11 protein-coding genes are annotated in these 13,164 nt (G+C 60.1%); 10 read left to right on the top strand and 1 reads right to left on the bottom strand.

The window, feature by feature from the left end; all coding sequences use genetic code 11:
- The first annotated feature begins 52 nt into the window (after positions 1-52).
- From H3V09_RS02235 to H3V09_RS02205, 7 genes are all read left to right on the top strand, one after another.
- A complete protein-coding gene (locus tag H3V09_RS02235; RefSeq protein ID WP_046323766.1) occupies positions 53-637 on the top strand; it encodes an adenine phosphoribosyltransferase in 585 nt (194 codons plus the stop codon).
- A 22-nt stretch (positions 638-659) separates the two neighbouring features.
- Positions 660-1,874 carry an ADP-forming succinate--CoA ligase subunit beta gene (sucC, locus tag H3V09_RS02230; RefSeq protein WP_198190806.1) on the top strand — a complete coding sequence of 405 codons (1,215 nt, stop codon included), beginning with the start codon at positions 660-662 and terminating at the stop codon, positions 1,872-1,874.
- The gene (gene sucD, locus H3V09_RS02225; protein WP_198190805.1) at positions 1,871-2,794 is read left to right on the top strand and encodes a succinate--CoA ligase subunit alpha; all 924 of its coding nucleotides are present in this window, start codon (positions 1,871-1,873) and stop codon (positions 2,792-2,794) included. The genes sucC and sucD overlap by 4 nt, the downstream gene beginning before the upstream one ends.
- On the top strand, positions 2,791-4,167 hold the full coding sequence (locus tag H3V09_RS02220) for a cell division protein PerM (RefSeq protein WP_198199026.1): 1,377 nt from the start codon (positions 2,791-2,793) through the stop codon (positions 4,165-4,167). The genes sucD and H3V09_RS02220 overlap by 4 nt, the downstream gene beginning before the upstream one ends.
- A gap of 52 nt (positions 4,168-4,219) precedes the next feature.
- A complete protein-coding gene (gene purH / locus H3V09_RS02215; protein ID WP_198190803.1) occupies positions 4,220-5,821 on the top strand; it encodes a bifunctional phosphoribosylaminoimidazolecarboxamide formyltransferase/IMP cyclohydrolase in 1,602 nt (533 codons plus the stop codon).
- Positions 5,822-5,952: 131 nt separating this feature from the next.
- Entirely contained in the window at positions 5,953-7,326 is a 1,374-nt protein-coding gene (locus tag H3V09_RS02210) for an NAD-dependent succinate-semialdehyde dehydrogenase (RefSeq protein WP_198190802.1), read from the top strand.
- 160 nt (positions 7,327-7,486) lie between these two features.
- Positions 7,487-7,834, top strand: a complete 348-nt coding sequence (locus H3V09_RS02205; RefSeq protein ID WP_232339334.1) for a DUF3017 domain-containing protein — start codon at positions 7,487-7,489, stop codon at positions 7,832-7,834.
- Positions 7,835-7,864: 30 nt separating this feature from the next.
- Here H3V09_RS02205 and H3V09_RS02200 read toward each other — a convergent pair whose 3' ends face one another.
- Positions 7,865-9,133, bottom strand: coding sequence for an aquaporin (locus H3V09_RS02200; protein WP_198190801.1), 1,269 nt, complete (start codon positions 9,131-9,133; stop codon positions 7,865-7,867).
- A gap of 170 nt (positions 9,134-9,303) precedes the next feature.
- Between H3V09_RS02200 and H3V09_RS02195 the strand changes: the two genes are divergently transcribed.
- The 3 genes from H3V09_RS02195 (at position 9,304) to H3V09_RS02185 (ending at position 12,905) form a co-directional block, all read left to right on the top strand.
- Entirely contained in the window at positions 9,304-10,077 is a 774-nt protein-coding gene (locus H3V09_RS02195) for a pseudouridine synthase (protein ID WP_198190800.1), read from the top strand.
- Positions 10,074-12,182, top strand: coding sequence for a bifunctional cytidylate kinase/GTPase Der (gene der / locus H3V09_RS02190; RefSeq protein WP_198190799.1), 2,109 nt, complete (start codon positions 10,074-10,076; stop codon positions 12,180-12,182). Before H3V09_RS02195 ends, der begins: the two co-directional genes overlap by 4 nt.
- Positions 12,183-12,428: 246 nt before the next feature.
- Positions 12,429-12,905 (top strand): GNAT family N-acetyltransferase, encoded by a 477-nt coding sequence (locus H3V09_RS02185; protein WP_198190798.1) that lies wholly within the window; start codon positions 12,429-12,431, stop codon positions 12,903-12,905.
- Positions 12,906-13,164: the final 259 nt, after the last annotated feature.

Genomic DNA, 13,164 nt, shown 5'->3' with positions numbered 1-13,164 from the left:
GCGTATGATGGCCCCGTCAACCACTTCCAAGGAGCAAGACAGAAAGAAGATCATGGCTCAATCGGACGATATCAAGGTTGGAGAACTTAAGCAGGTGGGCGATGACGACGCCGCTTATCTGATCTCATTGATCCGTACCATTCCGGACTTTCCGAAGAAGGGGATCCTTTTCAGGGACTTTATTCCGGCCATGTCGGATCCCAGGGGATTGGCCATCATCCTCGATGCCATGAAGCGCACCCTCCCCGTGAAGCCAGAGGACTTCGATCTGGTAGCCGGCCTTGAAGCACGCGGCTTTCTGATTGGTCCCCAGCTGGCCAGCGATCTAGGCAAGGGCTTCTTGCCCATGCGCAAGGCCGGCAAGCTCCCCGAGCCCACCTACAGCCAGGAATACGCCCTTGAATATGGCAACGCCCGCATTGAAATCGAGCAGGGTTGCCTGCAACCAGGCCAGCGAGTCCTGATAGTTGATGACCTGATTGCTACCGGCGGTTCCGCCCAGGCAGCTGCACGTCTAGTGGAGCAGGCTGGCGGTCAGGTTGCTGGTTTCAGCTTCGTCATGGAGCTCAACGGGTTGGATGGCCGCAAGGCTCTGGGTGCCTACCCGGTCACCTGCCTGATGAACATGCCCGCCTGAGCACGATTGGGGGATCAGCACCATGGATTTGTACGAATATCAGGCCAGGCAGCTGCTCGCTGAGCATGGGATTTCCCAGCCAAGGGCTGTCTATGCCTCAACTGCTGAAGAGGCCGGGCAGGCAGCAGACGTCATAGGGTACCCATGTATGATCAAGGGCCAGGCCACCATCGGTCACCGGGGACAGGCGGGAGCCGTCAAGCGAGCCGAAAATCACCAGCAGGCTGTGGCACTGGCCGAGGCCATCCTGCCCATGAACATCGACGGCCATCCAGTCAGCGGGATCCTGGTCACCGAAGCCCGCAATATCCTGCACGAGTATTACCTGTCCATCTCAGTGGACCGCACCTCCCGGGACTACGATGTCCTGGCCACGGCCAGTGGCGGCACCGAGGTGGAGACCATCGCCCGTGAGCACCCCGAATCGGTCCGGCGCCTGCACATCGGCCCACTGGAGGATTTCGACAGGCAGGCCGCCCGCACCATGGCCGAGCGCATCGGCTTCTACCACGCAGATCTGGAGCAAGCCACACAGATACTTTTAGGCATGTGGCACACCTTCCAGGACAGCGACGCGACCCTGGTCGAGATCAACCCCTTGGCCAAGGTGGGCGACCCGGATGACGAGGCCACCAAGCATCTGGACGCCCTCGATGCCAAGATCTCCCTGGACGGGAACGCAGCCTTCCGACACGACGGTTGGAAACGCTTCACGGACCCTGCACAGGTGGATCCCTTGGAAGCCAAGGCCAAGGCCGCAGGCCTGCACTATGTCCATCTTGACGGCCAGGTGGGTGTCATCGGCAACGGTGCAGGACTGGTCATGAGCTCCTTGGATGCGGTCGCCGGGTCAGGACACCGACAGGGTGTTCCTATTGGACCGGCTAACTTCTTGGACATCGGCGGCGGCGCCTCTCCAGATGTCATGCGCACCAGCCTGGACGTGGTCCTCTCCGACCCCCAGGTTCGTTCGGTCATGGTCAACGTTTATGGAGGTATCACCTCTTGCCAGCAGGTAGCCCAGGGCATCCTGGCAGCCGTGGATGCTGCAAGCAAGCAAGACCAATACGGCGACCAGCCCATTGTGGTCCGCTTCGACGGCAATGAGGCTGCAGAGGGACTGGACCTGCTGGCCAAGGCCCAGCAACCTCGGCTCAAGGTGGCCCGCACCATGGAGGAGGCGGCAGACCAGGCCGTGGCCCTGGCCGCTCAGGCAGGAAAGGAGACGGGACGATGACCCTCTTCATCGAGGACGGCGCCCCCGTTATGGTCCAGGGCATGACCGGTCACCAGGGCATGGTTCACACGGCCCGCATGATGGCGGCCGGCACCAATATCTTGGCCGGAGTCAATGCCCGCAAGGCCGGAATGACGGTGGATTTCGACGGTCCGAATGGTCAGGCCCATCATGTGCCCGTATACGCCGATTGTGCAACAGCGCGCAAGGCGACCGGAGCCCGTACCTCGGTGGTATTCGTCCCGCCCAGATTCGCCAAGGATGCCATGGTCGAGGCCATCGAGGCCGGCATTACCCTAATCGTGGTAATCACCGAGGGCATTCCTGTGGCCGATACCGCATATTGCGTGGCCCTGGCCAGGGAACGCGGCAGCCGCATCGTCGGTCCCAACTGCCCAGGACTGATGACCATGTCAGGCCGGCCCAACGGCGCCGGCGTAGACCTGGGCATCATCCCGCAGGGCATCGCCGGTCGAGGCCCGCTTGGCCTGGTCTCCAAATCCGGTACCCTGACCTATCAGCTCATGGGGGAATTGTCCTCTATAGGCTTCACCGCCTGCCTGGGCATTGGCGGCGACCCCATCGTGGGAACCACCATGCTAGAGGCTCTGCAAGCCTTCAACAGAGATCCTGAGACCAAGGCCTGTGTCATGATCGGCGAAATCGGCGGCTCGGCCGAACAGGAGGCAGCCCATTGGGCCTCCACCCACATGACCAAGCCCATCGTGGCTTACATCGCCGGCTTTACCGCCCCGGAGGGCAAGCAGATGGGCCACGCCGGAGCCATCATTTCGGGCGGCAAGGGCACAGCCGCTGACAAGAAGGAAGCGCTAGAGTCCGTCGGCATCAAGGTGGGCACCACACCCGGCGAGACTGCCCGGCTGGCCCGCGATCTGCTACGGGAGCATGCCATCATATGACCAACAGGGTGAAAGTATGGCTCCGGGGGGCCCTAGAGGCCTTCCTAGCCATACTTATCTACACCGTCGCCCTCGGTGCATGCATGGCCCTGCTCCTGCTCATCATTTCCATCGAGGAGGGCGGGCCATCCCTGTCAATGGCCACCGTGGCCCTGACAGAAACAATCACTCTGCTCACCCAGGGCTGCGGGTTCACAGCCGGAGCCCTGACCCTAACCATCATCCCCCTGCTGCTGACTGGCCTGCTGATATGGATAATCCGTACTCTGGTCGGCCGCATGGGCATGTCTGTCGGTGGCTGCATTGCCGGCTTGGTTGTCTGGATGCTGTGCAGCCTCATTCTCATGCAGGGCAGCCAGACCATTCAGGTCGACACCACCACGGTTATGCTTCTGCGCACCAGCCTAGTTTTTCTACTGGGTTACGGCTGGGCCTGGGTTCGCTCTGAACCTTTCCGTCAGGCTTTTGCCAAACTTATCAAAGAAGCCCTGCCAGTCCAGGTCCGCATGACCATCCGGCTTGGACTTACGGCCGGTGCGATACTCTTGGCCGCCATGCTGGTTGCCGGTATGATCACCGTGGTTGTCTGGATCGCCCTCTATCACGGAGATGTGGGCCGCCTGTTTAAACTGACGCGTATGGGCACTGCCTCGGCTGTGATGACCAGTCTGGCATCTCTGGCCTGGCTGCCCAACCTGATCATCTGGGCTGTCTCCTGGCTCTTTGGAAACGGTTTCAACATCGGCAGGCTGGCCACCTTCACCCTTTGGTCGGGCCACGCCTCCAGTCTGCCCTCGCTGCCCCTCTTTGGACTTTTCCCAGAGCCCGTTTCCCGGCAGGAGGTTCGTCTGATCCTGCTCAACCTGCCTCTGCTGGCGGGAGTTGTTGCCGGCATTCTATTGCTGACCGGTCCCTGGGGAGTCAGAATTCATGCCGCCGTGCGTCAAGCAGGGATAAAATCCCGAGATACCGCAGTCTGCTTCCTTATCGCAACCCTGGCAATGGCTCTGACCTGGCTGGTCACCCTGCTCGGTCTTGCCCTGCTTTTCCAACTCTCCAACGGAGCTCTGGGCCGCCAGCGACTGGCCGGGGTGGGCGTGCCCATTGCCTCCTCGCTACGCATGATCGGAACCTCCCTGGGGGTTGGCCTGCTGGGAGTATGGCTGCTGCCCCTCATCCTCGCCGCCCTGGTCATCATCAAGGACGCCCTGCTCGACTATCTGCGCCAGGCAGACCACAGAAAAACTTCCGCCAAGGCGGGAAACAAGGAAAAACAAAACCAATCACGCGGTCAGGAGAGAAAGGAGCCCAAAGCAACCGACCGAGCAGACACACCACGACAGATCTCGTCCACCCGCAGACCAGGCAAATAGATCCGAGGGTGGCGGGGCGCCTCGGCATTCAAGCATAGGAGTAGGAGTTTCCATGGTCACCACGAATCGAACCATCAACCGAGCACTGGTCTCGGTCTACCACAAGCAGGGACTTGAGGCCCTGGCATCGGCCTTCCGTCAGGCAGGCACCGAGGTCGTCTCCACCGGCAGCACCGCAAAGAAGCTGCAGGATCTGGGTGTCCAGGTCACCCCGGTGGAAAAGGTCACCGGTTTTCCTGAAAGCTTTAACGGCCGGGTCAAGACCCTGGATCCGCACATCCACGCCGGTCTGCTGGCCGACATGACCAACCCCGACCATGTCCAGCAACTCAAAGACTTGGGCATCGCCCCCTTCGACCTGGTAGTGGTTAATCTCTACCCCTTCGAGCAGACCGTCCTTGATGGTGCAAATGCTGACCAGTGCTTGGAGCGCATCGACATCGGAGGCCCTGCCATGATCCGGGCCGCAGCCAAGAACCATGCCAGCGTGGCTGTGATCGCCGACCCGGACGACTATGCTCTAGCCGCCGAGCGCATTGCTTCAGGCACCGGTTTCAGCCTGGCCGAACGCGCACGCTTGGCTGCAAAAGCCTTCGCCTTGACCGCCTCCTATGATGCGGCCATCGCCGAGTGGACAGCACACACATGGGTTGACGACAAGCAGGACAAGGTAGAGGATCAGAAACCAGCCCAGACGTTGACTCGCACCTGGCGTCTAGCCAGCCAGCTGCGCTACGGGGAGAACCCTCACCAGAAGGCCGCCCTCTACCTGGACCCGTTGGACCGGGACGGCTTCGCTGCGGCAGAGCACCTGGGCGGGGCCAAGGAAATGAGCTACAACAATTATGTAGATGCGGATTCCGCCTGGCGTTCGGTCTGGGACTTCCCAGACCTGCCCGCAGTGGCCGTAGTCAAGCACTCCAACCCCTGCGGTCTTGCCGTGGGTGAGGACATCGCCCAGGCCCACCGCCGCGCCCACGCCTGCGACCCCATGAGCGCCTATGGCGGGGTCATCGCCGCCAACCGCACAGTCACCCTGGCTATGGCCCAGCAGATCAAGCCGGTCTTCACCGAGGTGATTGTGGCACCAGGCTATGAGCCCGAGGCCCTTGACCTGCTGCGGACTAAGAAGAACCTGCGCATCCTGTCTGTACAACGTCGCCCGCGTCAGCGCCCGGTCATCCGTCCCATCGACGGGGGAGCACTAGTCCAGACGCCCGACCTGATTGACGCTCCTGGCGACAATCCCTCCACCTGGCGTCTGGTCTCCGGCAACCCCGCCGACCAGGCGACCATGGATGATTTGACCTTCGCCTGGCGCGCCATCCGCTCCGTAAAGTCCAACGCCGTGCTCCTGGCCAACCAAGGAGCGACTGTGGGCATCGGCATGGGCCAAGTCAACAGGGTGGACTCCAGCCACCTAGCAGTCGAGCGGGCCAATACTCTGGATGAAGGCCGTAACCGGGCCAAGGGCTCGGTGGCCGCTTCCGATGCCTTCTTCCCCTTCGCAGATGGTCTGGAGTACCTGATCCAGGCCGGCATCAGGGCCGTGGTACAGCCGGGAGGGTCCATCCGTGATCCCGAGGTGATCAAGGCCGCCCAGGATGCCGATCTGACCATGTATCTGACCGGAACCCGCCACTTCTTCCACTGATAAAACCGGACCCCGCGGTCAAATGACGCCCTACGACAAAATCCTTGACCGAGGGGTCCAATACGGTGCTATGCTGAATGAACTGAGCAGCGATGATGCTGACTAGGTACCCATAATTCAAAGGAGATATTGTGACCTATCAGACAGTCAATCCTTTTAACAATCAACTAGTCAAGACCTATCCAGATGCCACCGACGAGGACCTGGAGAATGCCCTGGCCCGCGGCCATGACCTCTACAAGACATGGCGCAAGCAAGAAGGCCCCGGAGACCGTCCCGCACAACTACGCCAGGTCGCCAAGCTCTTCCGTCAGAATGAGGATGCCCTGGCAGCCAACATGACCCTGGACATGGGCAAGCTGGTGGGCGAGGCTCGCGCCGAGGTGGAGCTGTGCGCGGACATCGCCGACTACTTCGCAGACCACGCCGAGGAGCTGCTGGCTCCCGTCCCCCTGGACAATCCCGCTGGCAAGGCCTACTACGTCAAGCAGGCCACCGGCATCGTGTTCATGGTTGAGCCTTGGAACTTCCCCTACTACCAGATCATGCGCGTGTTCGCCCCCAACTTCATCCTGGGCAACCCCATGATCCTCAAGCACGCCTCCAACGTGCCAGGCTCGGCTGTGGCCTTCGAACAGACCGTAAGAGAAGCAGGAGCCCCCGAGGGCAGTCTGACCAACCTCTTCGTCAACTATGACCAGGTGGACCGTGCCATCGCCGACCCCCGCGTCTCAGGCGTGGCCCTGACCGGGTCGGAGCGCGGCGGCGCCTCCGTGGCCAAGTCGGCCGGAGCCAACCTGAAGAAGTCCTCCATGGAGCTAGGCGGCAACGACGTCTTCATCGTCCTGGATGACGCTGACTGGGATCTGCTCAAGAAGGTGGCCCCAAGTGCCAGGCTGATGAACGCCGGCCAGGTCTGCACCTCCTCCAAGCGCTTCATCGTCACGGAGAAGCACTACGATGACTTTGTCTCGCTCATCGTCGATGCCTTCTCGCATGCGGTTCTGGGCGATCCCAGCAACCCCGAAACCACGCTGGCACCCATGTGCATGGTCTCCGCCCGCGACAACCTGGCCAAGCAGGTCGAAAGCGCTGTGGCAGGTGGAGCCAAGGTCGCCTACGGCAACAAACCCTACGATTCGCCGGGGGCCTTCTTCACTCCGACGGTTCTGACGGACATCGACCGCAACAACCCTGTATACAACCAGGAGATGTTCGGCCCTGTGGCCTCCATTTACAAGGTGGCCAACGAGGATGAGGCCATTGAACTGGCCAACGACTCCAGCTACGGCCTGGGCGGTGTGGTCTTCTCCTCGGATACTGACCATGCGGATGCTCTGGCACGTCGCATCGAGACCGGCATGACCTTCATCAACGGCGGATGGGTGACCATGCCTGAGCTGCCCTTCGGCGGCATCAAGAACTCTGGCTACGGCCGCGAGCTCTACAGCCTGGGCTTTGACACCTTCGCCAACGAGCATCTGATTTTCCAGCACAAGAACTGATTCGACTGCTCCGGCTTCTTGTTGAAACAGCGACCGTGTCGTCATCGTCCAAGAGCGATGGCGGCACGGTCGCTTTGCGTCAGCGGCGCTGGTAGGCTCGAACCGGCAGATCAAGTGCAGCAACAAATGGAGGTCGTCGGGAATGCGCAAACTGGGGAGCATGGCAGACGCAGATAAGGCCGAGAACCCGGATCTCAAGCCCCCGCAGCCGTACAAGTCATCTGGTCGAGGCCATCCCTTCGTCTCGGAGGCTCAGGAGGGTCGTCCTATCTGTGAGGGCATCATCTTTCTGGTGGTGCTGATTGCCGCGCTCGTGGCCTTCCTCGGATACACCTGGGCCGCAACTGGACTAGTGTCCGTCGCGGCCCTGGTTTGTGGCGCTCTGCGTCTGACTCTCAAGGATCGCAGCCCTTGGAAGGTTCGATCAGTACCCTTCGATGCCTTCATTAGCATCGCCCTGGGCATCGGCCTTCTGGTCACCTACTTCAGCATTCAGCTGTTGCTGTGACCCCTTTCGGGCTTTTCGGTCCTCGGTGGTTCAGTTTTCAGTGGGCTTGCCTTTGGATGCCTCGTCACCGTCTTCTGTTTTGGATGCAGTGCGAAGGGGCTCTACCTGAAGATCGGGAATGGTTCCTGCATCGGCAGGGGCAACATCATCCTGGCCACCCTCAGCATTCTTGCCTGAATTGGCGTCATGGCCAGCATCGACATCGGAAAGAGCCGATACATCAACAGTCTGAGCCGTGGTGTCTGCAGGAGCGTTTTGAACCGGTGCAGGAGATGCCTGGGTCGATTGATCCTGAGCCTGGACACCCGCGGCAGCAAAGGCATCAACCTGTACTTCAGCGCCCGCCTGAGTCTGGACACCGGTCGCAGCAAAGGCATCAGGTTGTGTTTGTGCTTGAGCATCTGCGCCCGCCTGTGCAACTGGCTGGGCATCAGTAGCGGTGCCCATGGCGCGCATGGCCATATTGTCGGTGATGATGTTGGTCATGATGATGACCAACGCCACCAGAGAGGCAGCCAGCAGGGGGCAGATCCAGAAGAGCCAGAGCTGCGAGATCGGGCTGACGGCCATGTGCTTGGACTGGGCGAAGATGGCGATGCCGGTAGACCGAGCCGGGTTCAGCCCCGAACAGGTGATGGGGTAGGTGACCAGCACGCCGACGCCGTAGGCCAGCCCAGTATAGAGGGCATGGTTGCGACGTGCGCGGCCGTCGGAGCGCAAGGTGGTGATGGCCGCAGCCACCACGATTATGCATCCGATCAGCTCAGCCACGATGGCCATGGGCGCCCCGAAGGCGATGTGTTGCTGGCCCAGGGTGGCTGCAGCAGGCGAACCGCCGGAAAAACCGTTGACAGAGAACATGAGCCAGGTCCTGTCCGGCACGGACTTGCTGACCGGAATAAGGGCGACGGCGATCGCACCGGCGCCAATAGCACCGATCACCTGGGCGACGATATAGGTCAGTCCGTCCACCATGCCGATTTGCGAGGTGAACATGGCGGCGACGGTGACGGCAGGGTTGAAGTGTCCGCCGGAGACGCCGCCCAGCATGGCCGTCACGGCCAGGTAGGTCAGGGCGGTTCCCAGGACCGGCAGCACCACACTGGGCTGGCCCATGACCAGTTGGCCGAAGCTGTAGGACAAGTAGATGACCGCGCAGATCAAAAAGGTGCCCGCCAGCTCGGCGGCCGCACGAATCCAACGAACATCACGGGGCCTGATCCGCCTGCGGACGGGCTTTGCGGCAATCTGCCCGTCGGCCTGTTCGAGGACCGGCTCAGCACTTGCTTCCATAGTCATGTTCCCCACCTTGCAATCCCTTCGACAACAATGAACAACAACAGTTTCTAGCTTAGGGCAAGCCAACAACACTTCCCTAGGCTCCGATATAGTATGATATGACCTTTCGGCGGCTGCGGTCGCTCAGAACGGTATCCGTTACATATCTATCAGGCCACGTTGGGAGAACGATGCCACATCCATACACACAGGCGATCAGAGCGCACGAACAGCGGGAGGAGGGCATCCGCCTCCAGAAAGTGCTGGCTCAGGCCGGATTCGGCTCTCGTCGCAAATGCGAACAGATCATCACCCAGGGCAGGGTCGAGGTCGACGGCAAGCTGGTCACCACCTTGGGCAGCCGGGTAGACCCCTCCCGCCAGCAGATCCGCGTGGATGGATCCCGCATCCACCTGAACGACAAGCACGTCACCTTGGCCTTGAACAAACCCCGCAAGGTCCTCTCGACCATGGACGACCCCAAGGGTCGGTTCACCTTGCGCGACATCATCGGGGACCGCTACGAGCGGGTCTTCCACATGGGCAGGCTGGACTATGACTCCGAGGGCCTGATCCTCATGACCGACGACGGGGAGCTGGCTCAACACGTCATGCACCCGCGTTATGAGGTGGAGAAGACCTATATCGCTACACTCAGCGGCCACATTGGCGGCAATGTCTGCAGACGGCTGGTCACCCAGGGTGTAGAGCTAGATGATGGCCTGATTCGCTTGGACCATTGCGCCATCATCGACCACAACCGCGAGCACACCATCGTCAAGGTGGTCCTGCACTCGGGCAAGAACCGGATAGTCCGGCGCATCTTCGGTGCCATCGGCTACCCGGTGACCCGGCTGGTGCGCACCCAGATCGGACCCATTCGGCTGGGCGAGATCCGCCCGGGCTCATACCGGGTGCTCTCCGCCGCCGAGATTAAGGCCTTGGATAAGGAGGTCGGACTGTGATCACTGTCGCCATCGATGGCCCTGCGGGAGTGGGCAAGTCCTCCACCTCGCGAGCCTTGGCCAAGCATTTCAGCCTGGCCTACCTGGATACGGGCGCCATGTACCGGGCGGTCACCCTATGGTGCATGGACCGCGGACTGGACCTGGACGTGGACCAGTCTGACCAGGAGGCGATCACCGAGGCCGTGGCGGATTCCATCACCGGCGGCCACCTGGTCATGGGGCTCGACCCAGAACATCCCAGAGTCAGCCTGGACGATGGTGACGTGGATGAAGAGATACGCTCAACCGAGGTATCCGAACACGTCTCCGTGGTCTCTTCGATTCCAGCTGTGCGACATGTCCTCATCGCCGCCCAGCGGGCCATCATGGCCGACCAGGAGCGGGGTGTGGTGGCCGAAGGGCGAGACATCACCACCGTGGTGGCCCCGGATGCCCAGGTCCGTGTGCTGCTGACGGCACGTGAGGAGGTCCGTCAGGCCCGTCGCAGCGGCCAAGCCCAGTCCGGGTCAGCCGGCGCCGAGGATCTGGCTGCCCGGGATGCCCGGGATTCCAAGGTCACCTCCTTCATGAGCGCAGCCGATGGGGTGACCACCGTGGACAACTCCGATCTGACCTTCGAGCAGACCCTGCAGGTCCTGATCGATCTGGTCTCCTCGGCCATGGAGGAGGACTCCTATGACGAGTACGCTCGCAACCTTGACGACTACGAACTGGACGAAGAAGACCGTGCCCTGCTGGAGGGCGGCTCCGAGAACCAGGATGACCAGGACCAGGGCCCCAAGGCCGTAGGCGTGCTGGCCGTGGTGGGAAGGCCCAACGTGGGCAAGTCCACCCTGGTCAACAGGATTCTCGGACGCCGTGCCGCTGTGGTCGAGGACACCCCTGGCGTTACCAGGGACCGGGTCAGCTACGAGGCCGAGTGGGCCGGCACCCAATTCAAGCTGGTGGACACCGGCGGCTGGGAGAGCGATGTGGAGGGCATCGAATCCGCCATCGCCTCCCAGGCACAGGTCGCCGTGTCACTGGCTGATGCCGTCATTCTTGTCGTGGATGGCCAGGTGGGACTGACCGCCAGCGACGAGCGGATCGTCACCATGCTGCGAGCCGCGGGCAAGCCGGTCGTCCTGGCCGTCAACAAGCTGGATGATCGGATGGCCGACTACACCGCTTCCGAATTCTGGAAGCTTGGGCTGGGTGAACCCCATGCCATCTCCGCCATGCACGGCCGGGGGATAGGCGACCTGCTGGATGCGGCATTAGAACAGCTCAGCAAGACCGAGAAGACCTCGGGATTCCTCACCCCGGAGGGTCTGCGCCGGGTGGCCCTGGTCGGACGACCCAACGTGGGCAAGTCCTCCTTGCTCAACCAGCTGGCTCACGAGGAGCGGGCCGTCGTTCACGATGTGGCGGGCACCACCCGCGATCCGGTCGACGAGGTGGTACAGGTGGACGGCGAGGACTGGCTTTTCATCGACACCGCCGGCATCAAGCGCCGCCTGCACAAGATTTCGGGTGCCGAGTACTACTCCAGCCTGCGCACGCAGGCGGCCATCGAACGCTCGGAACTGGCGCTGATCCTCTTCGACGCTTCCCAGCCCATAGCCGACCAGGACTTGAAGGTCATGAGCCAGGCCGTAGATGCGGGCCGGGCCATCGTCCTGGTCTTTAACAAGTGGGATCTGCTGGACGACTTCGGTCGGCAGCGTCTTGAGCGACTCTGGCAGACCGAATTCGACCGGGTCACCTGGGCCGAGCGGGTCAACCTATCTGCCAAGACCGGCTGGCACACCAACCGGCTGGCCAGAGCCATGCGCACCGCTCTGGAATCGTGGGACAAGCGCATACCGACCGGCAAGCTCAACTCCTTCCTAGGCAAGGTTCAGGCTGCACACCCGCATCCGCTGCGGGGCGGCAAGCAGCCAAGGATTCTCTTCGCCACCCAGGCCTCCACCAGGCCACCGCGTTTCGTGATCTTCGCCACCGGCTTTCTGGAGCACGGCTACCGCCGCTATCTGGAACGCTGCCTGCGCGAGGAGTTCGGCTTCGAAGGCACCCCCATCCAGATCTCCGTGCATATCCGCGAGAAAAAGAAGCGCAAATAAAGATGGTAGAAGGTCCCTAGCCCGACTCTTAAGTCAGCCTAGGGACCTTTCCATACCCCTGCAGATTGGGCGCAGCACATCGATCATCTCACTCCAATAGCCTCGCAATGCAAACTTGGCTGACAGTATTTGTGTCTGTCTCCCAGTTCGGGTTTTATTGATTAACCTTTGGGTCACTTAAACAAAAACTCTTGACTATTACTACCGATATTAATTCGGAGTCTGCACATTAAGTAAGGAGTAAATATGATATTTAAGAAAATAGCATACTTAACTCAGGCAAATGCAGACCAGATCGCTAGAAAATGGCACTATAATGGCCAATACAGCTTTTATGATATGGAAAATGATCCAGAGGATCTTGAAGAGATAATCACTCCGAAGTTACGGGGAAATAAGTATTACCAGGTTTTGAATGATAAAGATGAACTGGTTGGTTATTTTTGCTTGGAAAGGCTATCAGAGGAAAAAGTAGAAGTTGGTTTAGGATTGAGACCGGATTTGACTGGACACGGGTTAGGATTAAATTTCGTCAAAGGAATCGAAGAATTCATACAGAATAATTTTAATTATAGAATTACTGTTCTTTCAGTAGCCAGCTTCAATAAACGTGCAATTAAAGTTTATCAGGGCGCAGGATTTAAAATAATGGGTTCTAAAATGCAAAAATCGAACGATGGCGTATATGAATTCCTTAATCTAAGCAAGACTATGAATCGATAATAGGACGTACGAACTTCCCTGAGATCTAAACTGACTAAATAGCTAAACGAATTTTATAGCGTGCACACAGAAGATTGCCTAGTGTGTAGCCGGTCGTTATTGGGGTAATTAGATGAGAAAGGTGATGTGAAAGCTCTTACATCTCCAACAATCCCCGATAGGAGCGCACTGCTTTCGTCCTCATTTCGAGTGCATTCAACCTTGTTGCCATGAAATACAGGGTTTGTGCGGTGTCTGTTATTACAGTTTCTAAGGTGAG

It is taken from the genome of Bifidobacterium sp. M0399, from assembly GCF_016100595.1.
In the GTDB taxonomy this organism is placed as follows: domain Bacteria; phylum Actinomycetota; class Actinomycetes; order Actinomycetales; family Bifidobacteriaceae; genus Bombiscardovia; species Bombiscardovia polysaccharolytica.
The sequence above is the reverse complement of the archived record's forward strand: the minus strand, read 5'-3'. Positions and strand labels throughout refer to the sequence as shown.

Coding starts and splice junctions, on each gene's coding strand:
- purH (WP_198190803.1), top strand. CDS start 4,220: ATGGTCACCACGAATCGAACCATCAACCGAGCACTGGTCTCGGTCTAC.
- H3V09_RS02195 (WP_198190800.1), top strand. CDS start 9,304: ATGCCACATCCATACACACAGGCGATCAGAGCGCACGAACAGCGGGAG.
- sucC (WP_198190806.1), top strand. CDS start 660: ATGGATTTGTACGAATATCAGGCCAGGCAGCTGCTCGCTGAGCATGGG.
- H3V09_RS02235 (WP_046323766.1), top strand. CDS start 53: ATGGCTCAATCGGACGATATCAAGGTTGGAGAACTTAAGCAGGTGGGC.
- sucD (WP_198190805.1), top strand. CDS start 1,871: ATGACCCTCTTCATCGAGGACGGCGCCCCCGTTATGGTCCAGGGCATG.
- H3V09_RS02220 (WP_198199026.1), top strand. CDS start 2,791: ATGACCAACAGGGTGAAAGTATGGCTCCGGGGGGCCCTAGAGGCCTTC.
- H3V09_RS02205 (WP_232339334.1), top strand. CDS start 7,487: ATGGCAGACGCAGATAAGGCCGAGAACCCGGATCTCAAGCCCCCGCAG.
- H3V09_RS02200 (WP_198190801.1), bottom strand. CDS start 9,133: ATGACTATGGAAGCAAGTGCTGAGCCGGTCCTCGAACAGGCCGACGGG.
- H3V09_RS02185 (WP_198190798.1), top strand. CDS start 12,429: ATGATATTTAAGAAAATAGCATACTTAACTCAGGCAAATGCAGACCAG.